The sequence below is a fragment of the Bradyrhizobium sp. INPA03-11B genome, from assembly GCF_040446015.1.
Classification (GTDB): Bacteria; Pseudomonadota; Alphaproteobacteria; order Rhizobiales; family Xanthobacteraceae; genus Bradyrhizobium; species Bradyrhizobium macuxiense_A.
In genome coordinates, this window is record NZ_JASGSR010000027.1 from 1 (window position 1) to 26,014 (window position 26,014).

Annotated in this window: 22 protein-coding genes and 2 pseudogenes; 9 read left to right on the top strand and 15 right to left on the bottom strand. The window is 61.8% G+C overall.

Translation table 11 applies throughout. The features are described from left to right. Window positions 1-828 precede the first annotated feature (828 nt). The gene (locus QMZ05_RS13915) at window positions 829-4,668 is read left to right on the top strand and encodes an autotransporter domain-containing protein (protein ID WP_353701263.1); all 3,840 of its coding nucleotides are present in this window, start codon (window positions 829-831) and stop codon (window positions 4,666-4,668) included. A gap of 233 nt (window positions 4,669-4,901) precedes the next feature. Here the strand turns inward: QMZ05_RS13915 and QMZ05_RS13920 are convergent. The 3 genes and pseudogenes from QMZ05_RS13920 to QMZ05_RS13930 all read right to left on the bottom strand — a co-directional run. Continuing rightward, window positions 4,902-4,985 (bottom strand): annotated as a pseudogene (locus QMZ05_RS13920) (SOS response-associated peptidase); the annotation flags it as partial. Between the two features lie 53 nt (window positions 4,986-5,038). After that, complete coding sequence (locus QMZ05_RS13925; RefSeq protein ID WP_353701264.1) at window positions 5,039-6,820, bottom strand: recombinase family protein; 1,782 nt, start codon at window positions 6,818-6,820, stop codon at window positions 5,039-5,041. An 863-nt stretch (window positions 6,821-7,683) separates the two neighbouring features. Next, window positions 7,684-8,577, bottom strand: coding sequence for a 3'-5' exonuclease (locus QMZ05_RS13930; RefSeq protein WP_353701265.1), 894 nt, complete (start codon window positions 8,575-8,577; stop codon window positions 7,684-7,686). Window positions 8,578-8,673: 96 nt separating this feature from the next. Between QMZ05_RS13930 and QMZ05_RS13935 the strand changes: the two genes are divergently transcribed. Together QMZ05_RS13935 and QMZ05_RS13940 are read left to right on the top strand one after the other, a co-directional pair. Then, window positions 8,674-9,141 carry a hypothetical protein gene (locus QMZ05_RS13935; protein WP_353701266.1) on the top strand — a complete coding sequence of 156 codons (468 nt, stop codon included), beginning with the start codon at window positions 8,674-8,676 and terminating at the stop codon, window positions 9,139-9,141. A 355-nt stretch (window positions 9,142-9,496) separates the two neighbouring features. After that, window positions 9,497-10,090, top strand: coding sequence for a hypothetical protein (locus QMZ05_RS13940; RefSeq protein ID WP_353701267.1), 594 nt, complete (start codon window positions 9,497-9,499; stop codon window positions 10,088-10,090). 223 nt (window positions 10,091-10,313) lie between these two features. Here QMZ05_RS13940 and QMZ05_RS13945 read toward each other — a convergent pair whose 3' ends face one another. Beyond that, complete coding sequence (locus QMZ05_RS13945; protein WP_353701268.1) at window positions 10,314-10,955, bottom strand: hypothetical protein; 642 nt, start codon at window positions 10,953-10,955, stop codon at window positions 10,314-10,316. 202 nt (window positions 10,956-11,157) lie between these two features. Between QMZ05_RS13945 and QMZ05_RS13950 the strand changes: the two genes are divergently transcribed. After that, window positions 11,158-12,426, top strand: a complete 1,269-nt coding sequence (locus tag QMZ05_RS13950) for a hypothetical protein (protein ID WP_353701269.1) — start codon at window positions 11,158-11,160, stop codon at window positions 12,424-12,426. 728 nt (window positions 12,427-13,154) lie between these two features. Here the strand turns inward: QMZ05_RS13950 and QMZ05_RS13955 are convergent. Further along, window positions 13,155-13,718, bottom strand: a complete 564-nt coding sequence (locus tag QMZ05_RS13955) for a TetR/AcrR family transcriptional regulator (protein ID WP_353701270.1) — start codon at window positions 13,716-13,718, stop codon at window positions 13,155-13,157. Between the two features lie 113 nt (window positions 13,719-13,831). Between QMZ05_RS13955 and QMZ05_RS13960 the strand changes: the two genes are divergently transcribed. Beyond that, entirely contained in the window at window positions 13,832-14,488 is a 657-nt protein-coding gene (locus QMZ05_RS13960) for a glutathione S-transferase (protein ID WP_353701271.1), read from the top strand. A gap of 38 nt (window positions 14,489-14,526) precedes the next feature. Here the strand turns inward: QMZ05_RS13960 and QMZ05_RS13965 are convergent, their stop codons facing one another. The 5 genes and pseudogenes from QMZ05_RS13965 to QMZ05_RS13985 form a co-directional block, all read right to left on the bottom strand. Beyond that, on the bottom strand, window positions 14,527-15,306 hold the full coding sequence (locus QMZ05_RS13965; RefSeq protein ID WP_353701272.1) for an SDR family oxidoreductase: 780 nt from the start codon (window positions 15,304-15,306) through the stop codon (window positions 14,527-14,529). 49 nt (window positions 15,307-15,355) lie between these two features. Further along, the gene (locus QMZ05_RS13970; protein WP_353701273.1) at window positions 15,356-16,405 is read right to left on the bottom strand and encodes an MBL fold metallo-hydrolase; all 1,050 of its coding nucleotides are present in this window, start codon (window positions 16,403-16,405) and stop codon (window positions 15,356-15,358) included. A 115-nt stretch (window positions 16,406-16,520) separates the two neighbouring features. After that, window positions 16,521-16,729: pseudogene (locus QMZ05_RS13975) on the bottom strand (helix-turn-helix domain-containing protein); the annotation flags it as partial. A gap of 115 nt (window positions 16,730-16,844) precedes the next feature. Next, entirely contained in the window at window positions 16,845-17,444 is a 600-nt protein-coding gene (locus QMZ05_RS13980) for an NAD(P)-binding domain-containing protein (RefSeq protein ID WP_353701274.1), read from the bottom strand. Window positions 17,445-17,482: 38 nt separating this feature from the next. Next, entirely contained in the window at window positions 17,483-18,217 is a 735-nt protein-coding gene (locus tag QMZ05_RS13985; protein WP_353701275.1) for an SDR family oxidoreductase, read from the bottom strand. A 276-nt stretch (window positions 18,218-18,493) separates the two neighbouring features. On the opposite strand from QMZ05_RS13985, the gene QMZ05_RS13990 reads away from it, so the two are divergent. Both QMZ05_RS13990 and QMZ05_RS13995 read left to right on the top strand, forming a co-directional pair. Beyond that, entirely contained in the window at window positions 18,494-19,390 is an 897-nt protein-coding gene (locus QMZ05_RS13990; RefSeq protein WP_353701276.1) for a LysR family transcriptional regulator, read from the top strand. 428 nt (window positions 19,391-19,818) lie between these two features. Next, window positions 19,819-20,295 (top strand): VOC family protein, encoded by a 477-nt coding sequence (locus tag QMZ05_RS13995; RefSeq protein WP_353701277.1) that lies wholly within the window; start codon window positions 19,819-19,821, stop codon window positions 20,293-20,295. A 24-nt stretch (window positions 20,296-20,319) separates the two neighbouring features. On the opposite strand, the gene QMZ05_RS14000 is transcribed toward QMZ05_RS13995, so the two are convergent. Further along, on the bottom strand, window positions 20,320-20,679 hold the full coding sequence (locus tag QMZ05_RS14000) for a VOC family protein (RefSeq protein WP_353701278.1): 360 nt from the start codon (window positions 20,677-20,679) through the stop codon (window positions 20,320-20,322). Window positions 20,680-20,867: 188 nt separating this feature from the next. On the opposite strand from QMZ05_RS14000, the gene QMZ05_RS14005 reads away from it, so the two are divergent. After that, window positions 20,868-22,130 carry a serine hydrolase gene (locus QMZ05_RS14005; RefSeq protein WP_353701279.1) on the top strand — a complete coding sequence of 421 codons (1,263 nt, stop codon included), beginning with the start codon at window positions 20,868-20,870 and terminating at the stop codon, window positions 22,128-22,130. Between the two features lie 7 nt (window positions 22,131-22,137). Here the strand turns inward: QMZ05_RS14005 and QMZ05_RS14010 are convergent, their stop codons facing one another. The 4 genes from QMZ05_RS14010 to QMZ05_RS14025 all read right to left on the bottom strand — a co-directional run bounded on the left by QMZ05_RS14010 (window position 22,138) and on the right by QMZ05_RS14025 (window position 24,992). Next, window positions 22,138-22,635 (bottom strand): peptide deformylase, encoded by a 498-nt coding sequence (locus QMZ05_RS14010; RefSeq protein WP_353701280.1) that lies wholly within the window; start codon window positions 22,633-22,635, stop codon window positions 22,138-22,140. 53 nt (window positions 22,636-22,688) lie between these two features. Further along, a complete protein-coding gene (locus tag QMZ05_RS14015; RefSeq protein WP_353701281.1) occupies window positions 22,689-23,564 on the bottom strand; it encodes a bifunctional helix-turn-helix transcriptional regulator/GNAT family N-acetyltransferase in 876 nt (291 codons plus the stop codon). 64 nt (window positions 23,565-23,628) lie between these two features. Next, on the bottom strand, window positions 23,629-24,489 hold the full coding sequence (locus QMZ05_RS14020) for a DMT family transporter (RefSeq protein WP_353701282.1): 861 nt from the start codon (window positions 24,487-24,489) through the stop codon (window positions 23,629-23,631). Beyond that, window positions 24,486-24,992, bottom strand: a complete 507-nt coding sequence (locus tag QMZ05_RS14025; protein WP_353701283.1) for a MarR family transcriptional regulator — start codon at window positions 24,990-24,992, stop codon at window positions 24,486-24,488. Before QMZ05_RS14025 ends, QMZ05_RS14020 begins: the two co-directional genes overlap by 4 nt. Window positions 24,993-25,206: 214 nt before the next feature. Between QMZ05_RS14025 and QMZ05_RS14030 the strand changes: the two genes are divergently transcribed. Then, window positions 25,207-26,004, top strand: coding sequence for a DUF899 domain-containing protein (locus tag QMZ05_RS14030; protein ID WP_353701284.1), 798 nt, complete (start codon window positions 25,207-25,209; stop codon window positions 26,002-26,004). The last annotated feature ends 10 nt before the right edge of the window (window positions 26,005-26,014 follow it).

Consider the following 26,014-nt stretch of genomic DNA (forward strand, 5'->3'; position numbering starts at 1 on the left):
GCAAGAGGGCGCCATTATCGAAACGAGAACTGTGACCATTCCTCCGACAGTCAAGTATGAGATTACCGACATAGGCCGCACACTACTTGAGCGAATTTCCGCTTTGCCAGCGACCAGCAAAGGTAGTCGTCGCCGCGGGCCTTGAGAGGGCCGTTGATCGGAGTGAGCGAGACACCAGCGTAGATCTCGTTCTCGCATGGCCGCAAATAGAAAGGCGGAATTGGCGCAAGGGGCCGCCGCCTACCGGAATTTCTGAATCTGATCCTCTACCGGCGAAATCGACGTGAGGGATGCAGCTCGAAGACTACCTTCACATGTATCCGGAGTGTCTGGACGAAATGACGCCGTTGCTCGCAAACGGGACGGTCAAATATCGCGAGGACGTTGTCGAGGGATTGAGCGCCGCAGATCGTGGTCACCGGTGACAGCTCCGCCGCGGCGCTCGTGAAGCGCTATTGCGAGCGACTGGCGTGGTGGCGGGCAACGAAGACAAGGAATCATCCGCCTGCAAGGGACTTCACGCAGCAGAAGCGGAACGGTTGAATGCGGCGTGCCGCTCTATTGAATTTGCAGAGGTGCGGCTCCTTTGCCGCGAGACTTGTTGAAGCGCAAGCCACACTGAGACAGAAAGATTGCCAACGTACTGATGACCAGTCGGGAGCTGGGGTCGCACCCGCCGAGCGGCTCCGGCGTCGCGCCGGTCCCACAATACATGCGGAGCAGGCAGTATTATACCGCGCCAGTGGCCGCGCCGCGGTTGACACGGGTGCGACAACGCGTACGTGACATCTGCTGCAACCTACGATACAGAGGGCGCGGGGGATGGGAATGCGTCGTCACTGGTTGACCGGCTTTTCTGTTGCCGCGGCTTTCGGTGTTCAACTGAGTTCGGCTGCGGCAACTGACCTTTGGGACATCGACTTCTCGTCGTCTCACGGCAGCGGTCAGTTTCTGATCAATCCGGCAAATTTCACGATTCCGGCGTCGGTCGGATCGCCGAGCTCGTTCTCTATCGTCGGGACAAGCATCAGCGTCGACGGCGGCGGCCTTTTGGGCCAGGTCCAGTTTGGTAACAGCAGCGCCTCTGCAGGCTCGTGCACGCCCGCCGAATGCAACGTGACGTTCTCCTCGACGCCCAACGTTGTTCCGGGCTTCGGAACGTATATCCCGCTCCTGCAGCTGAATTTCGAGCGCATCTGGGTTGACTGGAGTACCCCCAGTCAGAAGCAGATCCAGATGTTCTTCAGCACCAATCCCAATACGCCGAGCTTCAATTGGAACGATGTCGCAACAGCAACGCGGCAAGTCATATCGGTTCAACCAGGTTGGTTGGCGACACCGGCCAACAGCAACTGGAATTCCGCCGCCAACTGGACAGTGGGATCGGTCCCGACTGCGACCGATATTGCGCAGTTCGGGGCATCGACTGTCACAACAATCGATATCAATCAGTCGACGCAGGTCGGTGGGCTGCGCTTCCTGAATGGTGCGGCTGCATTCACGTTCAATGTCACCGGAGGAGCTGGCGGACCTGCTTCGTTGGTGATTGGCGGAGCTGGCGTCGACAATCAGTCGGGCAATCATCCGAGCTTTGTGGTCAGCGGTGCGTCCGGAAACTCAGGTACGCTTCAGTTCGCTAATTCCGCTGCAGCAGGCGACGCCGTCATAACCACCAATGCCTTTGGCAAAACGCTCTTCATCGGCACCAGCACCGGCGGGACGGCGCAGCTCGTCACCAATGCGGGCGGTACTGTCGATATCTCCGGATTGACGTCGAACGGGTTGAGTGTCGGGTCGATCGCGGGCGCTGGCGACTATGTCCTCGGTGCCAAGAATCTGACCACCGGATCGCTCAACATGAGCACTGAGGTGTCCGGCACGATCTCTGGTAACGGCGGCAGCCTGACAAAGATCGGGACCGGCGCACTGATCTTGTCCGGCGCCAACAGCTATTCGGGTGGCACGCAGCTTGACGGCGGCACCATCGTCATCGGCAATGACAGTGCACTTGGCACCGGCGATGTCAGGATGGCGGCAGGAACGAAGTTATCCTTCGCAGCCGGCAACTTCACCATCGGCAATAACATCAAGCTCTCAGGCGATCCGACCTTCACGGTTGCCCCTGGTACGACCACCACCATTGCTGGCGTTATTAGCGACGCGCCAGGGCCTCCTGTCGTGCCGGGTGATGTCGTCGTCAACGGGGGAGGCACCCTGGTTCTCTCCGGACACAACACCTACTCAGGTGGCACAACCATCTGCGGCGCATCGGGCGGCGCGACCTGCGGCGCTTCTGCGGGCCCCAGCACGCTGCAGCTCGGCGTCGACACCGTGTTCAACACGCCGGGGCAGCCTGGCTCGGGCATCGCCTCCTCGGCGATCGGGACCGGCACACTGACTTTCGACGGAGGCAAGCTGCAGGCCCAGGCCGGAATCAGTGAACGGGTGATTGGCAATGCGGTCCAGATCACGGCTAACGGCGGCACAGTGGACTCCGGCTCGGGCTTCTTCCGCTTCACCGGCGATATCACCGACGCGCCAGGGGCGAGCGGCGGCAAATTCGTCATCGAGAGCACGGGCGTCGGCATCGAGAGGCAAGTGATCTTCGCCGGAAACAACAGCTATTCCGCGATCACCTATGTCGATTCGGGGGCCCTGATCGCCAATTCGACTACTGCGCTGTCCCCGAATTCGGCCTTTCAGGTGAATGCGGGCGCAACGCTGACCCTTAGCGGCTTCAGCAACAGCATCGCTTCGCTCGCTGACGGTGCCGCCGGCGGCGGCGTGGTGCAAAACGCCGGCGCCTCCGGCCTTGCGGTACTGACGATCACTGGCGCGAAAGGCGGCACGGATGCTTTTTCCGGCGTGTTGCGGGACGGGGTCAGCGGTGAGGGCGGCGCAGCGAGTCCCAGGCTTGCGATCGTCAAGAATGGCAGCAGCACGCAGGTCTTGTCCGGTATCAACCACTACACCGGCACGACTATGGTGAACGGCGGTGTGCTCGAGGTCGACGGGTCGATTGCGTCGTCCAGCATGACAACCGTGAACTCGCTCGCTCAGCTGACCGGCATTGGTACCGTTGGCAATACTACGATCGCAACAAATGGCGTCTTTGCCCCGGGGAGCGGCGTCGCAGGCACATCAATGACCGTGAACAGCAACCTGGCGCTGCAGTCGGGCGCCCAGTATCTGGTGTCCCTCAATCCGACGACGTCATCGCTCGCGCAGGTGACCGGGATCGCGACGCTGGGCGGCGCGACGGTGAATGCGCGCTACGCCAACGGAAGCTATGTCTCTAAGCGCTACACGATCCTGAGCGCCGCAGGCGGGATGAACGGTACGTTTGGTCCTTTGGTGAACACGAACCTTCCGTCCAACTTCAAGGCCAGCCTGAGCTACGACGCCAACACAGCCTATCTCGACCTCGCGCTCAACTTCATGCCGCCGGCCGCGCCGAATTTTGGCTCAGGACTCAGCATTAATCAGCAAAACGTGGCCAATACGCTTGTCAACTATTTCAACACGACCGGCGGAATTCCAGTCGCACTCGGCGGGCTAACCCCGGCAGGATTGACCCAGGCGTCCGGTGAGGGCGCCACAGGCTCGCAGCAAGCCACCTTCGATGCCATGAAACTGTTTATGGGACTGCTGACCGATCCCTTCGTGTCCGGGCGTGGAGACGTCGCCGGCCACAGTGGCAGCTTGAGTTATGCCGAGGAGAGCCTTTCCTATGCGGCGAAGGGCTATGATACGCGCGAGCGCGGTGCTTATGCGGCGATGAACATGAAAGCGTTGCCGGGCGCGCAGATCTTCGCGCAGCGCTGGAGCGTCTGGGCGGCGGGCTATGGTGGCTCGCAGAACACCTCTGGCGATCCACGAAGCCTCGGCTCCAACGACTCCCGCAGCAGTATCTATGGCACAGCGGTTGGCGCTGACTATCGATTTTCGTCGGATACCGTCGCCGGGTTTGCGGTGGCAGGCGGCGGGACCAGCTTTAGTGTCAATGGCCTTGGGGCCGGCCGTTCTGATCTGTTCCAGGCAGGCGCGTTTGTGCGGCACGACGCCGGTCCTGCCTACCTTGTCGGCGCGGTTGCCTATGGCTGGCAGGACATCACGACCGATCGTACAGTGACGGCCACTGGCGTGGATCGGCTGCGCGCCGAGTTCAACGCCAATGCGTGGAGCGGCCGGCTCGAGGGCGGCTATCGCTTTGTTGCGCCGACCGCAAATGGCGTCGGCATCACGCCTTACGCGGCGGGTCAGTTCACAACATTCGATCTTCCTGCCTACGCAGAAAACATCGTCTCGGGGCTCTCAACCTTTGCGCTGAACTACACCGCCAAGAGTGTCACTGATACGCGAAGCGAGCTCGGATTGCGCACCGACAAATCCTTCGCCATGCAGGACGGCATCTTGACCTTGCGCAGCCGCGCCGCCTGGGCCCACGCCTTCAATCCGGATCGTTCGATTGCCGCGACATTCCAGACGCTGCCAGGTGCGAGTTTCGTGGTGAACGGTGCCGCGATGGCGTTCGATTCCGCTTTGGTCACTGGATCGGCCGAAGTGACGTGGATTAGCGGTTGGTCGCTGGCAGCCACCTTCGAAGGAGAATTCTCGAACGTTACGCGCTCATATGCCGGAAAGGGAGTGGTGCGTTACGCGTGGTGAGCGCGGCTAGCGCTATGCCTCAGTCAAGCACCAAACAGTGGCTCCGACGATCTATCGCTTGTTATTTGGAGCGGTATGCCAACTTCGTGCGTGAGCCGGCCGGCCGCTGCCACTTCCTGCCTCTGCTCGGAACAAATTGGCGCGCGGCGGCGTAGCGAGCTTCCATGGCGGCCGCATCTACCTGCTGGGCGGACTGATCGTCAACCGACACGGACGCCGCGATTGCCCAGGCGCAAAGTGCCAACGTAGCGGTTGACGACGCGGAATAGATTCAGGATGGCAGCTTGGTTGGTCGTGATTGAGTAGAGGTTGCACATGAAGTTAGGAAAATTCTGGCAAAGATAGTCTTGGAGTCTCATTTTGCGCTCGATCAGTGTCGTGCGCCACCCGACTTTTTTGCGGAGCGGTTTGTTGTTTGTGCCGGTATCTGACCGAGCTTGGGGAAGGAGATCGGGAAGGTTGCATTTTCATTCTGTTTCGCGAGAGAGAGAGCGCTAATCCTGCTGCATTCTTCTCGCGACGTACGCAGCCTGCCGTAGAGGGCTGCCATAACGGCCTCAAGGCTGTCGAGCCGCATTCGACTAAAGAGACGATCCGACACGCGTAGCTTCTTTCTGTCCTTCGTCAACGGAAGCGCCGCGGTCGGGAGAAGGAAATAGTCGCGAATGCGGCTATTGCCACCGTCCATCCGAATCAACAGCGTAAGTTCGGCCTTTTGGTACTTGAGCTTCCGTACCTCCCATCGGCGAGACCTGGTGTCACCGTCCGAAACGGCGCGCGCCACTGCTACCGATACAGTCAATCCTCCGGAAATCGTAACAAGATACAGTTCGTGCAAAAACGAGGCGTTCACACCGCGCCCCCTAAGATCAATGATGATATCATCGACCACCGAGCAGATCGTGCGATCAATTTCGACGGCGATCTCCATAAAGCGGTACCGATTGTCGGGCCTGTAGCCAACAAGTTCATAGGCTCTCATGAGCGAGCCAAATCTGTTTGTGTATACAGCGGGGTGACGCACGCCCTTTGCCGCCTGGATGATGTGCACTGACAATCGGCCTCTTCGTCGCAGGAGAGCCGCTAGACTATCAAGCAACTGCTGATCAGTTTCCTTCTTGTTGTTTGCGACTTCAGCGAGCCGCTTTCGTGTCCGAGCGAAAAGACGCGGATCGACGATGCCTTCGAAGGCGTTGTCGTGGCGTATCCACATTTCAGGCGGGTTAACGACACGTCGCCCGGCAAGTTTCATTGAGCTGCGATTGAAAACGATATGACCTAAGTAAGTTTCATTCGCGAGAAGGTTGCTGACAGTCAGCGCGGTCCATCGTTTTCCACCGGGACTTAACAAGCCTTCAGCATTTAGCTCTTCCGCAATTTGCGTCCTATTTTTCCTGTGGATCACGAACGACGAGAAGATGCGACGGACGGTCTTGACTTCCGAGTTAGGCCCTCGGACAAGCACGACCCGTTCAGATTTCAAGTTCTTCTGCTGGCCGCGCTCCAGCACCCCTTTACGTTTGCCGTTTGCATCGACGAGCATCCGACGCAGCCCGTAGGGTGCCGCTCCGCCCCGCCAATATCCTCGGTCGACGATATTCGACTGACCCATAAATGAATTTCGCGACAGGTCCCGGCTGAAGCCCGCAGCTGCCGCGCGCTTCAAGTTCTTGAGTATCACAGATGAAAGGCTGCCATCGTTTTCAAATTCTTCAGAGCAATAGTGAACCGATATTCCCGCACGTCTGCAAATGAACTCGTAGAAGGCGCTTTCGTCAGTGTCTTGAAAACGCCCCCAACGGCTAATGTCGAAAACGAGGACACAATCAAAATCCGACCGTCCACTGTCGACGTCATCAATGAGTTGCTGCAAGCCTTTACGGCGCGCAATGGTGAGACCGCTGCGCCCAGGATCAGAATAGGTGCGGACGATTTCCATACCTCGGCGTGCTGCGTAGACAGCGATGGCGGCTATTTGAATTTCGATCGAGTATTTTTGAGGATCGGACGACATCCGCACGTATTGTGCTGCGCGAAGCGTCGGGGGCGACTGCTGACGCGCTTGGACGGCGGGGGTACTTGCAGGCTTTCGTCCGCGCGGAACCGTTGCACGTTCTCTGAACTTCGGAGAAGATGATCGTGGCCTGGGCACCGTCGAAGACCTGCGATATCAATGCAACCGTGCAACCGCCGCAGGTCGGTAATGCCGACATTGCCCACATGGTTCCTTGGAAAAGCCGGGACGAGCAGGCTTATCCCTGCGGTCTCATTCCCAGGCTTTGGCCGCAAATGCTGCCATACATGCCCACGACTCCGCCGAGGCCATCTGGCGTTTGATCTCGCCGCTTACTCGTCAGCCGTGACGCCCGACCAATTAGCAAGTCGTCTGCACCATTCCGCCAACCCGTCTCGATTGGCATGTGATTGGCGGTGAAAGGGGAGCCGAGGACGCCGGTGTATTGACGACGACGGTGGGCGAATCGACGAATTGCTGTCCTCGAAAGGCAAATGTCGGCATCTTCCCGTCGGATGGGCCACATTGATAAGTGAGTGTGTACCAGGTGACCGGTCCAGGCATAAGGTCTGCGACAAGACCACCGGAATGGCTTTCGCTATCGAGAACCTGATAGGGGCCGGCACACGCCTGTGAAGCTTGCTGTAAGCAGCCGGCAGACGAAGCGTAGCATTTCGCCGTGCTTACCGGTTTGCCCGATGGGCCGTTGAAAGTGGGACCCGCAGTCTCCATGCATCCCGACAAACTCGTGGTCGCAGCAAGCTGCAAACACGCCGCAGCGATACTCAAAAGTCTCATTCTCGATTTCTCCCCAGCAATGAAGAGACTAGGCGCAACCGGAGGGCGAGATCAATGGCGACGTGACTAAAGTCTTGTAGAGACGCGCGGTAGACGCCGGCCGGGTAGGCTACCGATCGCCGGGCCACCAAGTTCACAAGGGCGGTTGATGGATGATCGTATCGCTGATCCAACCGCAGTTTCCCGGCTGACGCGCGGGGCGTTCAGATTCTCGCCGAAAAGCGGTCGAACGCGGTCAAGATCTGGGTCCGGATTTCGGTGTCCCGTTGATAGATCGCTTCCTGCAGATACTCGATTTCGCTGACCTGATTGCCATCATCGACGTCGATGTACCAGGACCGCGGCCGGCCATCGGCGCCGTCGCTCCAGCGGTAGCCGCGCCGCTTGAGCTCGTCCTTGAGCTCGAAGGGCGACTGCTCGGCCCAGATCCTGATCGTCTTGCGTCGGGCGCGCTCGAGCAGCACCGACAGCACCGTGCGATCGAGCTCGGGCAGGGTCATTGCCAGAATCTCGAGCAGCGCCTGGCAATCGTCGACTGCCCGGTGCGCCTCATGAAACAGGCCGGCCTTCACCAAAAGATAGGACAGGCGTGATCCCTCGAAGCCGTGTCGGCGCCATTCGACCTCGCTGACCGAGCAGGCCCAAGCCTTGAGCACGAACAGAGGCGCGTAACGCTCCATGAACTTGCGATCGAAACCGGCATTGTGGGCGATGACGACGACCGCATCGGACGCGAACGCGTTGATATGCTCTTCATCGAGGCTGTGGCCCGCCACCATCTCGTCGGTGATGCCAGTCAGTGCGGTGATCTCGGGGGGAATTGCGATCGACGGCTGGTTGAAGCAGCTGAAGGCATCGACCACCCGGCCGATTCTTCCGTCAGCCAGATAGCTGAACTTGACCATCCCGAGTTCGATGATCTCGTCTTTGGCCGTATCGAGGCCTGTGGTTTCGACGTCGAGCAGGATCGCGGTTTTCTCTGGCTGTCCGGCGGGCGGGGTGAATTCGGCTCGTGGAACCAGCCGGCGAAGCACCCTGTAGTCGGGCGACTGCTCCAGCATGCCGGCGATCTCGGCGAGGGTTGGTTGAACGGTCATATCGGGTGGCAGACGGTCTGGTTGAAAGCTCGCCAGTCTACCCGATCAAACTGGTTCGGACATTGCAGTGCCTGTGGATAGGTCCATGGCGCGTGGATGGATCCGGGTGGGTCGGCGTCTTTCCCTCCGGAACTGGCTGAAGAAACCCATTCGGAAACCTTTGCGCGCCGCTGGATGCAGGCGGACTCTCGTGAGCCGCGCCACTTCGCGTCACGACATGGTGGCCTCTACCTCTCGCGTCGCGACACGGCATGCTTCGATCACGTTATTCGGAAAATACGAAATAAGACTCGACGAGACACCCAACTCACTTTTATCATGCTGAGCAAAGAGAAAGGTGAGGCGGTGGTGGTGGCAAATCATGAGGCCAGATCTTCGGATCTCGTTGAAATCGCTCGCAGAAGTGGGGAATTTCGGAAGCACTATGGCGTCGCGCTTGGCGCGTTCCTCTATCTCAGTTCGATCAGCGCCGCACGACCGCGTTCGATCTGGTGGAGCGGGGTGCTGACGGCTCTGATTGGCGCCGTTGCGTTGTGGATCAAGAGCCGGGGCAGTGGTGGCTAGCAAGCGAGGCTGTTTGGTGTTCTTGGGCAGGAAAGAGGTGCGCCACTGGCACAAGCAGTGGGCGAAGCGGCGTCGCGGAAGAAAAAGGTGCCTTCCTGATCTCTGACGGTATCTGAGGTTTTGTGCCTGTGTGAGCGGTGTCAGTCTTGATTTCGCACGCGGCGCGCCGTCCAGTCGATAGGCTCCGATAGGTAGCGGAATTGCCAGGGTATCGTGGGGAGCAATTTTTTCTGTGAATTCAACACCGAAGAATTGTAGCGGGTATACCGTCGGGATTTGTCCGTCAGACTTGAAGATTTGTGCTTGCAAATCAACGACGAGGAGCCGTCCGGAATGATTGAGTGGGAGTAGGGCATTGCGCGCGAGACGAGTTCACGCGGACCGACTAGACTTCGAAGGCATTGATAAAGAGGACGCTATATCAGTTAGAGCGGCGATTGATCGTGGAGAAGTCTTCGCTGGATATATCCCAGAAACGGCACTCGACTTCATCGTTCGTAATTTTCAAACGCTAGCAAAGCTGGGCGTCCTCGAAGAATCGTGGCTCGCCGCCTACGTGCATTCATCCAACTTGGCGGCCCATGGTCTTTCGATCGTCAATGCCGTCTTCGACGCTTGCGATCGTAACCGACTCCTTGAGCTCAAACCGCTGGGCGAGCAGGTCAATCGATCAAGAGGTGATCGATTAACATTGTTCCGCGGCTGCGCAGGGCCAATTCACACCATGGGCATGTCATGGACGCCATCGCTAGATAAGGCGATCTGGTATGCTGCGCACCACGCTGAGTATCACGGGCTCACCAATAGAGCCGTGTATGTCGCCACAGTGCAGATTGCTGAAATCTATTGTCGTCTGGATCATTATGACGATGACTTCATCGTGCGTCCTCTCACTGTTTGGCGCGTGGACGTCCCTGACAATGAATTTCGCCTTGACCGACCGCGCTGAGACCGGGCCTCGCGCAGAAGCAACAAGCGCCAAACCTAATGTTCGGGATGGCTTATTGTTTGGGGGCGCTTTGCCCGGATGAACTTAGCTCTGTACGTAGCGTAGTGTCTCGCGTATCGCCTGACTATCCGGGGTTGCGCGGTTGAAGGTAAGTAGGAATCTCTAGTGTTTCCTCAACGACGCGTATTTGATGAGCCAAAGGCAGGAGGCCGGCGACTTGCCATCAGAGACCTCCTTTCCACTTCGTGCGACGTGCCGATGCGGTCTTCTGTGCTTCGTCCAAACTACTAGCCGGCAAGTGGCTTTCGCTGCCGTAGCTGCGCGGAGGGCACTCGCTCCACGCGCAATCTTGAGCGGTGAGAAAGTGTCGTGCAACGCCGAGCAGTTTTTCCTTGGCCTTAAGATGGATGCGTTCGTCCTCCGCTATCTCTTCGCTAGTGGGTGGTTTTCTACTTCGGTCTTTGCGGCCTAGCTCTCGATCTTGGGCTTCACCATCGAGAAAAATGTCATAGCAGTAAAAGACGTCTGTCGGCCGCGTGCGGGTGTTGGTCAGTTCGAAGTACAGCTTGCATCCCTCAAGAAGAAGATGGTGAGTGTACTCATCCGTCAGTTCGCCAAGATGTTCGAGCGGGTCGCGGTCGGCATGCTTAAGGAAATTCGCCATCTTCCTGGCGTCCTCGCTGGGGTTCTCACGAACGTGTTTCGCCCACACACCGCCCGCGTTTGTGGCTTTGTCATAGCTCACCAGAATGGAGAATGCTGCCCACGCTAACGTGTGGATAGACAGCAGATCGAATTCATGCAGATACAGCTCAATTGCTGTATCTAACTGTCGCTGTGCAGCTTCAATCTTAGAGATATGCATTGCGGTATCCGTGCACGTAGTATGTGACGAGTTTAGCTGATCTGAATGGACTTGAGTTTTACTACGCCATATCGCGGGCACCTAGTTGATTCCCGAGATCGGATATTGGACAGGATTTTTAGCTGACAACGTGGGGTGGCGTTCAGTCCTGAGTTCGCTAATATGGCGATTTCCCCCACGTCTTTTCGTTTGGAGGCGGCCGATGAAAATATTCTGGGCTTGGCAGTTCGACTTGCCGGGCAAGATTGCACGACATTTCATTCGCGGCGCTTTGGAAGCCGCGGCTGCTCAGATCAACCAGACTGAAGAAATCGATGAACCTGATGAAGATTTCCAAGGCGGAAAGCTCCAGCTCGATTACGGGCGTAAGAACCTCAAGGGCAGCCCAGACCTGGCCATTGAAATTCTAAAGAAGATTGATGGAGCCGCCGTCTTCGTGGGGGACGTAACGCCGGTGGGGAAGGGCGTCCCTCATAGAACAGATGAAGGAGTGGAGTCAGATGGCAAACTTCTGATGAACCCGAACGTTGCCATCGAGCTCGGCTATGCCTTGAAATCCAAGGGGACTGATCATGTGTTGATGGTTATGAATAGCCACTATGGGAAGCGCGCTGACATGCCGTTCGACCTCGGAGGTAAGGGCGGTCCCATCATGTATAATTTGGCGCCGACCGCGACGGGCAAGGAGATTGAGACTGAGAAGAAGAAATTGGTCGCGGTGTTGGTCGAGGCTTTGAAGGAGTACGTTCCCAAGCCAGTCGCTGTCTCGTTCGAGGGACTGAAGCCCAAAATTGGACGTGGGATATTCTTCAGCGAGGGAGAAGTTCTAGCCGAAGATAAGGGCTGGCCTGGCAAGGAAGCCAGATACGTCATGCCGTTCCGTAAGGTGCTCTGGTTGAAATTAAGTCCTACTACCGCGTTGCCGCATCCGCTCGCTATCGATCTACTAACCGACAACATTGGGCGATTTGGACCTTTCACTCTGCCACAAGGATTGGAAAGCGTGCGGCAGAACAAATATGGTGTCTGCTTTTTCTCGCCGGCAGGAGCAACGCACAATATCGACGCTATCGCCCAGTATACTCGTGACGGCGAAATTTGGGGGGTCAATGCAGACTACATTCGGCAAGGCGAATTTGGTCAGCAACAGGCTATCCTCACTCTTCCGATCGAAAACATCCTGATCACAGAGCTGGACGCATACCTGAGGTTCATGCGCGACGTGTCGAAGGTCCCGTTGCCGATTAGGGTGGAGGTTGGCATAGAGGGGATAGCGGGTCGGCAGATTGCGCATAACGGCTACCCGCTAAATCGATCGTCGCCGATTATGCACAAGGACTTCGTCGAGCACAACGGAACGCTCCGGTCCTTCGACAAGGCAGAGCAGGACGCCTTCCTGATGCAGTTCTTCAACAAGCTGAATGAGAACTCGGGAATACCGCGGCCGAAAGGGCTCTATGGGCGCGGCTGACTGTTGTCCGTTACCCAGATGACAGCAAGCGTCGCCCCGATGGGCGAACTCCTCTCTCTGCGCGTCGCGACCGCCTGCATGCCGATCGTGCGATATGTGCTGATTTGCCTGTGACGCAAATCAAATCCCGCCGCACCCCCTGCGACAAATCACCCCGACGGGCAACTCACCAAAACCTGTCAATCCGCGGATAAGAAAATATTCCGCTTGGCGTTTGACCCAACTCAGCTGTTCAATATGCGCGTCTCACCCGATACGAGGGGCGGATCGCGATCGTCACGAACGCGGGGCGAGATGCGGTGGACGCTGAATGCGCGACTGACGAGTGCGCGTGAGGCGGACGGCGAAGTCGTGTGGTCCTGACGCCCTCATGGCAGGTGTCTCTTCACATTGCGCGGTGCGCGTGGCGAAGACGGTGACAAAGAAGCCTGGTCTCGCCGGGGAGAGCACGAAGTAAGCCGTAGCCCATCGCGCAGGGAAAGCCGGGTTGTTTCCGGTTACACCTGTGGTCCTACCCCCGAGCTTCCTACCCATTGCTCGGGGCCCATGGGTGCGATCGGCACCCGGTTTTCCCTGCGCCCTCTGCTTCGAGAGGGCCGAACGATGCACAAAGCTCGGACGGTTCAGTCGCGAGAATGCGGTTTCATGCCCGCGCGCCGCTGAAGCGGGCAGGGCGGATCGGCCGAGGAGGCGTGATGTACCACATCGATCATCGAGCCATGGATGAGCTACGCCGGCAGCAGGCCGGCGGCGCGATAGCTGTCGATCAAGGAATCGTAGAGCGAAATATTCGAGCGGCTTCTGGCCATCAGCTGCGCGCCGGCGACGGCAGCGAAGATGGCGCGGGCGCGCTGTTCGCTCTTTCTTGCACTGACCAGGCGCGCCGCCACCAGCAGCTTGCTCAGCCACGCCACGTTGACGTCGGCAAAGGTCTGGACCTCCTGCTTCACCGCGTCCGGCAGGTCGTCGACTTCCGCGGACATGAAGCTGCACAGGCACATGCGATTGTTGTTCTCGAGCGCCTTGCGAAACACCTCGGGATATCGACGCAGGCAGCGGACAGGATCCGCCGTTTCCGCAAGCATCGCCTCGAGCTGGGCGGCGGTGTCCTCCCAGTAGCGCCGCGCGACGGCGACGCCGAGTTCGGCCTTGCTCGGGAAATGGTGATAGATGCTGGCGGCCTTGATCCCGACCTCGTCGGCGAGATCGCGGAAATTCAAGCCGCCATAGCCGCGCGCCTGCGCGGTCCGCTTTGCTGCCGCCAAGATGGCCTCCCGAGCGCTCGAACTCATTCGTCCTCTCACTGCTTCGTTATCTACCAAGTGACAGGTAGGGCTTGACCAGCCAGATGTGAAGTATTCATATCGGACCTACCAAGTGACAGGTAGACAAAATTGGAGTCGTGATGAAGATTTACGATTGGCCGACTGGTCCATATCCGGCCCGCGTTCGCATCGCCTTGGCCGAGAAGAACCTGCGATCGCACGTGCAGTTCGTCTTGGTCGATCTCTACAAGGGCGAACACAAGAAACCGGAATTCCTCGCGAAGAACTACTCGGGCACGCTGCCGGTGCTCGAACTCGACGACGGCACCTTTATTGGCGAATGCACGGCCATTACCGAATACCTCGACGCGCTCGATGGCGCGCCGACGCTGACCGGCAGGACGCCGCGCGAAAAGGGCGTGATCCACATGATGAGCAAGCGCGCCGAACTGGAACTGCTCGACCCCATCAGTGTCTATTTTCACCACGCCACGCCGGGTCTTGGGCCTCATGTCGAGATCTATCAGAACCCCGAATGGGGGTTCCGTCAGCGCGACAAGGCGCTGAAGGGGATGCACTACTTTGACGGCATTCTGAAGCGGCAGCCGTTCGTCGCCGGCGAGGCGTTCACGATGGCCGATATCACCATCATCGGCGGCTTGATCTTCGCGGGACTCGTGAAGGTGGCTGTGCCGGCGGAGTGCGAGGCTCTTTCGGCATGGTACGCGAGGATGCAGGAGCGTCCCAGCGTCGAGAACCGGATAAAGATGTCCGAACCGGCCAAGGCATCTGGTTGAGCGGAGTCGCTGCGCTCATGCGGGCTACACGGCTAGCTCTACAAAATCCCGCGATAGGCGCCGCCATCGATCAGGAGGCTCTGCCCGGTGATGTAGCCGGCCTGGGCCGAGCACAGAAAGGCGCAGGCAGCACCGAATTCGGAGGCGTCGCCGTAGCGCCCGGCGGGAATCTCGGCTTGGCTCTCCTGCCGCACGGTCTCGATCGGAACACCGCGCCGTTCGGCTGCTGCCTGCTCGTTCGTGCGGCGCCGGCGGGTTTCGAAGGCCCCAGGCAGCAGGAAGTTGATGGTGACGTTGGCATGCGCCACCGACCGCGCCACGCCGGCAAGGAAGCCGGTCAGCCCGGCTCGGGCGCCGCTCGACAGGTCGAGCCTTGCGATCGGCATCTTCACCGTGGCCGAGGTGATGTTGACGATGCGACCGAAGCGCCGCTCGACCATGCCGTCGATCACCCGCTGCACCAACTCGATCGGCGCTGCCATGTTGCCGACCACGCCGGCCAGCAGTGCCTCGCGATCGATCTCGCGGAAGTCGCGGAGCGGCGGGCCGCCATTGTTGTTCACCAGGATGTCGACCCGGGGCGCGGCCTGCATGAGCGCGTCCTGGCAAGCGCGGGTGGTGACGTCGCCGGCGACGGCGATCACCTTCGCCCCGGTCTCGGTCCGGATCTCGTCGGCGGTCCGCTCCAGCGTCGCCTGGTCGCGGCCGTTGACCACCACATTGCAACCGGCCCGCGCCAGTTCCAGCGCACAAGCCCGCCCGAGCCCCCGGCTCGACGCGCAGACCACTGCCTGCCGCCCCTTCAACCCGATATCCATGTCATCCTCCTTTTCCAACGCCCAGTCAGCGGGCCGATATAACGAGCGTTCAGTCGATCCGAAGGCTCTGCTGCATGGCGAAGCACTGAGACCAGATGAAAACGTCGTACGCCGCCAGGCGCGACTGCCATTTGGGCGTCACCGCGTTGACGCAACTGACCACCACGCGGTCGATGTAGTTGTCGGCCACTGCCCAGGCGTTGGCCTTGTCTGCAGCAGCCATCCCGACGAACGGGGCGGTGGTCTGAAGCGCCGTCCTGGTGGCCGACTTGACGTCATTCATGAATTCGAGCTGTTCGCGCACGTCGGCGTGGGTCCCGACGCGGTCCACGTGCCCTCCGACCAAGGTCTGGAACGGAATCTTGTCGATCTCGGCGACCTGCTCGAAATAGCCAGGGATATCCTGCGCGTCGGCGAAGCCCGACCAGGCCATCCAACCCGGGAAGACCATATCGACCACCATCAGCACCTTCTGCGCCGGCGCCCAGATGAAGATGTTGCCGGGCTCGTGGGCGACACCGTGGTAGCTGAGCTCCAAGACCTGGCTGCCGACCTTCAGCGTGTATCGGTCCTTGAACGTGATCGTGGGCACGGGCCGCTTCGGATCGTTTGCTCGAACGAGTAGACGTTTCGTTTCGTCCTGGGCGATGATGATGGGGTGTCCCCCAAGATCTGCCGCGCCGCCGATATGGTCGATATGAGCATGGCTGTAGATCAAATGGGTGATCGGCCGATCCGTCACTTCCGCGATCGCCTGCTTCAGATGTGCTGAATAGCTGGGCGGCGCATCCATCACCACGACGCCGTTGTCGTAGACCAGGAACATCGACTGGTATCCATTGTCGGTCACCATGTAGAGACCATGGCCCAGCTGCTGGAGGCGGTAGCCTTTGGCGGGATCCACCGCCGGCACTGCAGTGGAGTTCGGGAGCGGCAGATAGTGGTCCACGCGGACGCCGATCGGGGCGATCGCCGGCATATCCTGGTAGGCTGCACCCGCTTCGCCGGGCGCCGCCGCTGATTGCGCCCACGCGCTGTTTCCGGACGCCAGCCCGAGACCAAGCACAATCGCCAGCACGCTTGAAATCGAGGAATTCATTGGAACCGTCCAGGCCATTTTTCTCCGGTGTTGGCATGGGCACGGTGCTCATCTAGCGGGTTTGGTGCCCCGGTGCCCCAGCGCCGTTGCGGCCATTGCAGAGCGATTGCTGTGAGCGCGTGCGGCGACGCCAATCGGTCGGGGTATCGCCGGTCAGCCGTTTGAATGCGGCCGCAAGAGAAGTCTTGGGGGGCGTAGCCAAGCGCAGCGGCGATCGTCACGACCGACGCTTCCGTCGCGCAGCATCTGCATCGCTCGCTCCAGCCGGTGCTGGCGCAGCCAGGCATGGGGCGAGAGGCCGGTGCTCTCCTTGAAGGCGCGGCAGCAAGCGTAGCCCGGATGAGCGCGGCGATATCCGGGTAGCTTTTCTTCCAACGCGCAAGATGGCATCCCGCATGTCGCTCTGCTCATGCGGGCTGCCCGGCTGCCGGCCGTCCGACTACTGCTGCTTCTTGAACAGATCCTGGAAGATGAGCTGGCCCCAAGTGCCGCCGCGTCCCTGCACCAGCGCGCCGCCTTCGTTGAGCTTTCCGAGCTTAACGGGTGCGAACCCGAGTTGTTTGGCCAAGTCCGCCACGGGAGCGGTCGCGTCCTCGTCGTTGCTGGACAGAAAGACCACCCGGTGGCCGCCCTCGACGATCGGGTCGGCAGCCAGTTTGGCCGCAATCAGGTGATTGAAGCCTTTCACGTACCTGGCGCCGGCGAACGCCTTCGCGGCGAAGGCGGAGGACGGAAGACCGTCCAGCTCCTCAGGCGGAAGCAACGCGTTCATCGTGTCGATCACCGTCTTGCCGCTCCAGTCCGGCAGGGCCTTCGCGACCTCGCGATGCTCCTCGAACGGGACCGCCAGGATGATCGTGTCGGCCGCGAGCGCTTCCCGCAGCGACTTGGCGACGACATTGGGTCCAATCGCCTGAGCCTGCGGCGCCAACGCCTCGGGCGGCCGGCGGCTTGCGACGGTCACGTCGATGTTCTTGCGTGCGAAGGCGTGGGCGAGCGCCTGGCCGACCTTGCCGAATCCTACAATCGCGTAGCTCATGATGTTTCTCCGATCCGCGTTGATATTGATTGCCGCTTTCAGATGGCCGAGAAGCCGCCGTCGACAGACAGCTCCACGCCATTCACGAAGCTGGACTCGTCGGAAGCGAGAAACACCGCGACCGCCGCGATTTCCTCAGGGCGACCCATCTTTCCCCGCGGGATCAGCGATTCGAACATCCGCTTCGCCTCCTCGGTGAGGACCTGGTCCTGCATCGGTGTGGCGATCGGCCCCGGGCTGAGCACGTTCACCCGGATATTCCTGCCCTTCAGTTCGTTGAGCCAGGTGCGTGCGAAGGAGCGCAACGCCGCCTTGCTCGCCGCATACACGCCGTAACCAGGAAAGCCTTTCACCGAGGCGACCGACCCGGTCATGAAAATCGATCCGCCATCGCTGAACAGCGGCAGCGCCTTCTGAACCGTGAACAGCGTGCCGCGCGTATTCAGGCCGAAGGCCGCATCGAAATGCTGCTCGGTGATTTCGCCCAGTGGGACGGATTCGCCGATGCCGGCGCTCGCGTACAGGATGTCGATCTTGCCCTTGTCCCGCTTCACCGTGTCGAACAGGCGGTCGAGGTCGTCGAGATTGGCCGCGTCGCCGCGCACGCCGGTCACGTTCCGGCCGATCAGCCTGACGGCCGCGTCGAGTGCCTCCTGCCTCCGGCCCGTGATGAAAACATGGGCGCCTTCTTCAACGAACCGCTTGGCGCTCGCCAGCGCCATGCCGCTCGATCCACCTGTGATGACTGCAACTTTACCCTCAAGCTTTCCCATGACTTCTCCTTTCAGTTCCGCTTTCAGTCGTTCGGGGGAGGCCCCCGTGACGGCCAACATGGGTCCGCCGGAGTCGGGCGTTGAGTGCGGAAGCGCGCACATCGGTGGTGCGAAATCGATCCGGCTGGACTACTGACGGCCAGCCGCGATGATTGGTATCCGCCGTTCGGAACGGGGCCGCGCTCGTCGACATAGGCTATGATGACAGCCCGTATTGCTGTTCGATGTGTTAGACGCGGGCTTCGGAAGGCGCACCATGCGGTGCCGGATTGCACCATGATCGACTGGGATGACGTTCGCTACTTTCTTGCCGTCGCGCGCGGAGGCTCGGTGCGGGCTGCCGCCGAGCGCCTCGGGGTCAATCACTCCACCGTGCTCCGACGTATCGCCCAGCTCGAGGAACGCCTTGGGGCGCACATGTTCGAAAAGCTGCCTTCGGGCTACCGCTTGACGGCTGCGGGAGAGGAGGTCCTCGAGCTCGCGGACCAGATGGAAGCGTCGTCGCACCAGCTGGAGACGCGCGTCTTCGGGCGCGACCAGGGCGTGCGCGGGCTGCTGCGGGTCACGCTGGCACCGACCCTCGCGACACACCTGCTCATGCCGGACTTCGCCGATTTCGCGCGTCTGCACCCGGACATCGAGATGGAAATCCTGTCGTCCGGCGAACTGGCAAACCTGACCAACCGAGAGGCCGACGTCGCGATCCGTGTCGTTTACGACCGCAAGACCCTGCCGCTCAATCTTCACGGCCTGAAGGGGCCGGAGCTGTTCGGCGGCGTCTACGTGTCCCGCGATCGACTGGCCGCGTGGCGCGCCGGCGCGCCTGATCCTGTCAGGTGGATCGTCATCAGCATGCATGGCATCCCGGACTGGGCAAGCGAGGGTGAGGTTCGCACCACGGGGGTTCCGTTCAGGACCACGGACGGCGAGGCGCAGATCGCTGCTGTCCGGCAAGGGCTCGGGATGACGACACTGCCGTGCTTTGTCGGAGATGCCGACCCCCTGCTGGCGAGGGTGCCAGGCACCGACCTCCACATGCATGGCACGCTCTGGCTGCTCACCCAGGGGGAGACGCGCAAGACCAAGCGCGTGCGGCTCTTCACCGAGTTCGTCTCGCGCAGGCTCGCCGCGTACGCGCCGCTTCTCGCAGGATTGTCCGTGTCGCGCGACTGAGTTGCCTCGACGCTAATCGAAGAGCAAAGCTCGGACGATTCATGTCGCGAGAATGCGGAGATGTGCCCTCATCCCATCTGTCATCGCCCGGCTCGCCGCCTCCGCTAAAGCTTCGGCGCGCCAGGGGTTCATGGCCTCGTCGAAGCCTTGGTGAGGACGGGACCGGGCGATCCAATACGCCGCGGCTTCTCGGCTCAAGCACAATCGCCTCTGGAATACTGGACCACCCGCTTTCGCGGGTGATGACAGCGCGTTGTCCGACATCTTGCATTGCGAACTATCCCCACGGTCGTCCTGGCGAAGGCCAGAACCACAGTGGTGCGTGGAGAGGCGGTGTTGTCACAAACGCAGTTCCCGCGAATTATTTTCGTCAGCCTGTCGGCCGGCGTCTTCGCCAATCGTCCTCCGTGCAGACAAGGAGACTGCACATGACCGATCTCGTCACATGCCTGTGGTTCGACCAGGGCCGCGCGCGCGAAGCGGCGGACTTCTACGCCGCGACCTTTCCCGACAGCCATGTCGATGCGGGGCATGCGTCGCCGATCCCGGGCATCGGGCAGGGCGACGAATTGACGGTCGAGTTCACCGTGCTCGGCCGCCGCTTCGTCGGGCTGAACGGCGGTTCCAACTACGTGCCGAACGAGGCGGTCAGTTTCATGGTGCTGACCGACAGCCAGGAGGAGACCGATCGCTACTGGAATGCGGTGACGTCCAACGGCGGCGCGGAACTGCCGTGCGGCTGGTGCCGGGACCGCTGGGGCTTTGCCTGGCAAATCACGCCGCGGCGGCTGCTCGAGCTCGTCAACGCCGCCGATCGTGCGACCGGCAGGCGCGCGATGGAAGCGATGATGACGATGAAGAAGATTGATATCGCGGTGATCGAGCAGGCGGCGAGCGGACGTTAACGAGCCGTGCTGGCCGCGACGCGCTCATGCCGTTCCGAACATCACCTTGCGGCCGTCCGGATCGGCGACTGTCACGACCACCGCATCCGTCGAGACAGGCGACACGTTCAGGCCCTCCAGGTGCTTGAGAAACGCGGGCTGGTCGGGAGTGTGAAAGTAGAGATGCGTCAGGTTCGAGCCATGGTCTGCAGGGTAGGTATGGTCCGAAAACGCACGCGCCTCATGAATGGCGATCTGCATGTTGTCGCGATCTAGGCGCCAATAGACGTAGCCGCCGTTGCCGCCGATCTTCTCCAATGGCAGCCGGGCGACCTCTTCGTAAAAGCGGGCGGTCGCCTCCGGCGTCTCGGATGTCAGAAAGATCCCGCGCAGGGTGATATCCATTGCCAAGTTCTCACGCTTCGGTGGGACGTCATGATGGCACAGCCGAGGCTCGAACGTTGGCAAAACTATCGTGACGCATGCCGGCATGCGCTCGCCGCGACGATCACCCCGGCGCAAACATGGGATGTTCCTGGCGTGAGGGCATGCCATGATCCGATGTCAACATCGTTCCACCGGAGCCCACTTTGATGTCCGTCGCGACCGCCCCCAATCAACAACAAACTCCCACCGCCGCCGAGAGCGATCCCGAGACGCTCGGCTGGATGCAGGGCTTTCCGCCGCCGCAGGACAAGACGGTCACGTTCCAGGACGGCTCGTTCCGCAGCTTCCCCGAATTGCGCTGGGCCTGGAGCAACATCCGCCAGCTGGTGCCGACGGTGAATGTCTGGCGCGGGGCAGGGCCGGCGTCGGTGCTGCCGCGCGAGGATCACGACATCGGCGCCTCCGCATCGGTGACGATGGACGGCCGGCTGCAGACCTTCGCGCGCATGCTCGAGGACAGCTATGCCGACGGAATCGCCGTACTGCATCGGGGCAAGCTGATCTACGAGCGTTACTTCGGCGCCTTGAAGCCGCACAAGCCGCATATCGCGATGTCGGTGACGAAATCGTTCACCGGCACGCTCGCCGGCATCCTGGTCGCCGAGGGCAAGATCGATCCGCAGGCGCCGATCACGGACTATGTGCCGGAGCTGAAGCGAAGCGCATTCGCCGATGCCCGCGTGCACGAGGCGATGGATATGACCACGGGGTTGAAATACACCGAGGTCTACACCGACAGGAATTCCGATGTCTGGGGGCTGCGGCGCGCCAACGGCATGGCGCCGATCCCGCCGGGCTATGAGGGCGCCACCAACATCTTCGATTTCCTCTGCGCGCAGCAGAAGCAGGGCGAGCACGGCAAGGCCTTCACCTACAAGACCGTCAATTCAGACGTGCTGGCCTTCATCATCAGGCGCGCCAGCGGCATGACGTTGTCGGATCTGCTCTCCGAGAAGATCTGGGCGCCGATGGGTGCCGAGGAGGATGCCCACTACCACGTCGACCGGATCGGCACCGAAAGCGGTGGCGGCGGATTGTCGACCACGCTGCGCGATCTCGCCCGCTTCGGCGAGACCATCCGCAATCACGGCCGCTTCAACGGCCGCCAGATCGTGCCGTCGCAAGTGGTCGAGGACATCGCGCGCGGCGGCGATCCCGAAAAGTTCAAGCCGGCCGGCTACACCACGTTGCCCGGCGCGTCCTACCGCAATCAGTGGTGGGTGACGCACAATGCGCATGGCGCCTACATGGCGCGCGGCGTGCACGGCCAGGGCATCTACATCGATCCGAAGGCCGAGATGGTGATCGCGCGCTACGCCTCGCACCACGCCGCCGGTAATGCCGCCAACGACCCGGTGACACTGCCGGCGTATATGGCGCTGGCGAAGGATTTGATGGCGGGAGGGTAACGTTCGGCTAGCCGCGCGAGATCTTCTCGTATCGCTTGATCAGGCGCTCCCGCTTGAGACGGGACAGCTGCCGGATCCAGAACACGCCGTCGAGCTGGTCGATCTCGTGTTGATGGCACACCGCACGCAGCCCGTCGAATTCCTCGGTCTGCATGTTGCCGTCGAGATCCTGGTAGCGGATGCGGACCCGCGCGTGCCGCTCGACCTCGTCGGTGACCCCGGGCATCGAGACGCTGCCTTCCTTGTGCAGGATCATGTCGTCCGAGGCGTAGATGATCTCCGGATTGACATAGGTTCGCGGTCCCTCACGCGCGTCGAGCTCGAGCACCACGACGCGCAGGGACACGCCGATATGCGGCGCGGTGATGCCGATGCCGGGCGCCGCGCGCATGGTCTCGAGCAGGTCGGCTGCCAGTTCGCGCAGCGCGTCGTCGAACATGGTCACCGGCTCGGCCGGCAGCGCCAGCCGCGGATCGGGATAGCGGACGATGGGGCGAATGGTCATACGAGCGTCTTAGGCCAGCGTCGGACGTTGGACAACCCGCGCGGGGGCGCCGCTCAGAGCCGCTTCTCGAAGAACAGGTCAGGGTAGGGGTCGTCGTTGAAGCGCGGGATCTCGGTCCAGCCGGTCCGGCGGTAGAGCTGACCGGCTTCGGCCAGCGCGCTGTTGGTGTCGAGCCGCAGCACCGCGATGCCGAGCTCGCGCGCGGCGTTTTCGGCCGTGTCCATCAGGCGGCGGCCGAGGCCGAGGCCGCGCGCGGCGGGCGCGACCCAGAGCCGCTTGATTTCCGCGTACTCGCCGGCCGCGGTGCCTTTCAGCCCGACGCAGCCGAGCGGCAGACCATCCGACATCGCCACGATGAAACTGCCGCGCGGGCGCACCATGTCCTTGGCATCGGGGTCGCGCGACAGCTTGACGTCAAAACCCTGTTTGAAGCGCCGCGCCAGCTCCGCGTAATATTCGCCGAGGCAGTAGCGCGCTTCGTCGCTGCGCGGGTCCATCTCATGCAGCGCGGTCGCGTCGCGCCCGAGCGCCGAGGCGATCAAATCCATCGCTGCGAGCAGCGCCTCGCGTTGGCTGTGGTGGCCCAGAAAATCCTTCGCCTGCCGGTTGGAGATCGCCTCATAGGCGTTGAACTCACGCTTGCCTGCCGATGTCAGCTTGGCGATGCGGCGGCGGGCGTCGTTCTCATGCGCGGTGGTCTCGATCAGCTCTTCGTCCTCGAGGCTGCGCAGCAGCCGGCTCATCAGCCCGGAATCGAGCCCGAGATAATCCCTGATCTCGCCGACATCGGTGCGCCCATGCCCGATCGCGTTCAGCACGCGCGCGGCGCCGAGCGGCCGGCCGCGGCCGAGGAACGAGGTGTCGAGCGCGCCGACGGCGGAGGTCACGGCGCGGTTGAAGCGGCGGACGCGGGAAACGGGGTCGAGCATATATCTGACTTTAGTCAGATATCGTTGCGGCGTCAATTGGTGCGCGATCGCAGGCGCATTCAATCTAGGCCCGCGCCAGCACCAGCACATTGCCGGCCAAAATCGCGGCGGCGCCGGCGAGCACCGGCCAGCCCAGCGCAAGGTGCTCGAACAGCGCCGACAGCACGAGGGCGACCAGCGGCACGAGTGCGAGCGTGTAGGCGGCGCGGCCGGGGCCGAGCCGGCGCACCAGCTCGAAATAGAACATGAAGGTGATGCAAGATGCGGCGACCGCGAGATAGAGGAAGCTCGCTGCGTAGGAGAGCGAGACGTCGGCCGTGAATGGCGTGCCCGTCGCGATCGCCCACAGAGCGCTCGCCGCGGCGCCGACGAAGGCGCCCCACGCCAGCACGGAGACCACCGGCAGTCCGGCGCGCTGGTTGCGCGCACCGACGGTCGTCCCGGCACCGGTCGCGACCGCCGCGGTGAGCGCCCAGGCGAAACCCGCCGGCGGCGCAGCGCCGTGCGCGCTGGCGCCTGGCAGGAAGATGATCGCAAGTCCGAGGATGCCGCACAGCGCGCCCCACACAAAGCCGGACGAGATCGGGACGCCGAGCGCGGCGCGCGCGATCACGGCTGCGAACAGCGACGAGGTCGAGAGCACCAGTGCCGCAAGCCCGCTCGGCATCCGCGCGGTCGCTTCATAGAAGGCGATGAAGGCGATGGCGAAGAACAGCAGGCCCTGCAACGCGACGGCCGGCCGATCCTTGCGCGGGATCGCGAGCGGCACGCCGCGCAGCCGGCCGTAGCCGAGCAGGACGAGGCCTGCCAGCACCATGCGCAGGGCCACCGACCACGGCGCCGGTGTGACACCCGCCTGCATCGCCGTTGCCAGCGCGCCGCCGCCCCAGAGCAGTGCGGTCAGCGCGAACAATGCGGCGGTCATGGCGCGCCGGCATCCTCGAGCAGCGTGCGCCAGCCGCCGGCATCGATCCGCGCGCTTTCGTCCTCGAGCCGGGTGAGAGTGGAATCGAGCGTGGCCCGCTCGCTCTCCGAGAGGCGGGCGAGCAGCCGCGCCTCGATCGCGCTGCCGAGCGCCGCGATCCGGTTGAAGGCGGTCCGGCCGCTGCGGGTGATGCTGACTGCGGCGAAGCGGCGGTCGGTCTTGCCGGCGCGGCGCACCGCGAAGCCGAGCTCCGTGAGCTGGCCGATGCCGCGGCTGGTCGCGAACGGATCGAGCGCGCAGGCGCGGCCGATCTCGGAAGCATTGGCGGCGTCCCGTTCGGCGATGACGGCGAGGATACGCCAGCCGGCCTGGCTCAGTCCGAATGTCTCGCTGTAGAAGCTCTCGAGCGGACGAGCGACCTGCGCCGCGACGAGGAACAGGCGATAGGGCAGCCAGGCGCTCAGCTTCAGGCCATCATCGGCAGCACGCGCGGTCTGTTTCATGGTTGGAGGCTCGCACAGATGATTGCAGAGTGCAAGTACCATGCAAGGAGATCGAACCGATCGGAGCGCATGCGCGAAAATCCCGACACACTTGTCACTCCCACCGGCCACCGCCGCCGCGCCAGATTGCGGCATGGCCAATGACGAACGGCCGCCAGCAATGGAACTGCGCAGTGGTGCCGGAGTTCGTCCAATTCGAGAGATGGAGATCATCATGAGCAAATCGGTTGAAAACGATCGCGGCGGACTGGCGGCAATGCAGACACCGCCTGTGGTGTCGCAGGAGGCGTGGGAGGCGGCGCGACTGGAGATGCTGGTGAAGGAAAAGGCGCATGTGCGGGCGCGCGACGCACTTGCGGCCGAGCGGCGGCGGATGCCCTGGATGGCGGTCGAGAAGCCGTATGTCTTCGAGGGACCGAACGGCAAGGTGAGCCTGCTGGATTTGTTCGAGGGCCGCCGGCAGCTGATCATCTACCGCGCGTTCTTCGAGCCCGGCGTGTTCGGTTGGCCGGATCACGGCTGCCGCGGCTGCTCGCTCGGCGCCGACCAGGTCAGCCATCTCTCGCATCTCAACCAGCGCGATACGACGCTGGCCTATGCTTCACGCGCGCCGCAGGCCGACATCGCGCGGCTAAAGGCGCGGATGGAATGGGAGATGCCGTGGTACACGATCACCGACAGTTTCGACGCAGACTTCGGCGTCGCCGAGTGGCATGGCCACAACGTCTTCATCCGCGACGGCGAACGGATTTTCCGCACCTATCTCGTCAACAGCCGCGGCGACGAATCGATGGGTACGGTGTGGAGCTATCTCGACATCACGCCGTTCGGCCGCCAGGAACTCTGGGAGGACTCGCCGAAGGGCTATCCGCAGGGCCCGACCTACAAATGGTGGAACTGGCACGACAATTACGAGGTCGAGACCGCGCCGAACGCGAAGTGGGCGGCGGTAACCGACGCCGGCGAGGCTGCGTTCCGCAAGATCGCCGAGCAGGAACGCAAGGCGACTTGAGGGGTGGAGC

Bases quoted from the DNA above. Each gene is read 5' to 3' on its own strand.
- QMZ05_RS13915 (WP_353701263.1), top strand. From the start codon at position 829: ATGCGTCGTCACTGGTTGACCGGCTTTTCTGTTGCCGCGGCTTTCGGT.
- QMZ05_RS13930 (WP_353701265.1), bottom strand. From the start codon at position 8,577: ATGACCGTTCAACCAACCCTCGCCGAGATCGCCGGCATGCTGGAGCAG.
- QMZ05_RS13935 (WP_353701266.1), top strand. From the start codon at position 8,674: ATGGATCCGGGTGGGTCGGCGTCTTTCCCTCCGGAACTGGCTGAAGAA.
- QMZ05_RS13945 (WP_353701268.1), bottom strand. From the start codon at position 10,955: ATGCATATCTCTAAGATTGAAGCTGCACAGCGACAGTTAGATACAGCA.
- QMZ05_RS13950 (WP_353701269.1), top strand. From the start codon at position 11,158: ATGAAAATATTCTGGGCTTGGCAGTTCGACTTGCCGGGCAAGATTGCA.
- QMZ05_RS13955 (WP_353701270.1), bottom strand. From the start codon at position 13,718: ATGAGTTCGAGCGCTCGGGAGGCCATCTTGGCGGCAGCAAAGCGGACC.
- QMZ05_RS13960 (WP_353701271.1), top strand. From the start codon at position 13,832: ATGAAGATTTACGATTGGCCGACTGGTCCATATCCGGCCCGCGTTCGC.
- QMZ05_RS13965 (WP_353701272.1), bottom strand. From the start codon at position 15,306: ATGGATATCGGGTTGAAGGGGCGGCAGGCAGTGGTCTGCGCGTCGAGC.
- QMZ05_RS13970 (WP_353701273.1), bottom strand. From the start codon at position 16,405: ATGAATTCCTCGATTTCAAGCGTGCTGGCGATTGTGCTTGGTCTCGGG.
- QMZ05_RS13980 (WP_353701274.1), bottom strand. From the start codon at position 17,444: ATGAGCTACGCGATTGTAGGATTCGGCAAGGTCGGCCAGGCGCTCGCC.
- QMZ05_RS13985 (WP_353701275.1), bottom strand. From the start codon at position 18,217: ATGGGAAAGCTTGAGGGTAAAGTTGCAGTCATCACAGGTGGATCGAGC.
- QMZ05_RS13990 (WP_353701276.1), top strand. From the start codon at position 18,494: ATGATCGACTGGGATGACGTTCGCTACTTTCTTGCCGTCGCGCGCGGA.
- QMZ05_RS13995 (WP_353701277.1), top strand. From the start codon at position 19,819: ATGACCGATCTCGTCACATGCCTGTGGTTCGACCAGGGCCGCGCGCGC.
- QMZ05_RS14000 (WP_353701278.1), bottom strand. From the start codon at position 20,679: ATGGATATCACCCTGCGCGGGATCTTTCTGACATCCGAGACGCCGGAG.
- QMZ05_RS14005 (WP_353701279.1), top strand. From the start codon at position 20,868: ATGTCCGTCGCGACCGCCCCCAATCAACAACAAACTCCCACCGCCGCC.
- QMZ05_RS14010 (WP_353701280.1), bottom strand. From the start codon at position 22,635: ATGACCATTCGCCCCATCGTCCGCTATCCCGATCCGCGGCTGGCGCTG.
- QMZ05_RS14015 (WP_353701281.1), bottom strand. From the start codon at position 23,564: ATGCTCGACCCCGTTTCCCGCGTCCGCCGCTTCAACCGCGCCGTGACC.
- QMZ05_RS14020 (WP_353701282.1), bottom strand. From the start codon at position 24,489: ATGACCGCCGCATTGTTCGCGCTGACCGCACTGCTCTGGGGCGGCGGC.
- QMZ05_RS14025 (WP_353701283.1), bottom strand. From the start codon at position 24,992: ATGAAACAGACCGCGCGTGCTGCCGATGATGGCCTGAAGCTGAGCGCC.
- QMZ05_RS14030 (WP_353701284.1), top strand. From the start codon at position 25,207: ATGAGCAAATCGGTTGAAAACGATCGCGGCGGACTGGCGGCAATGCAG.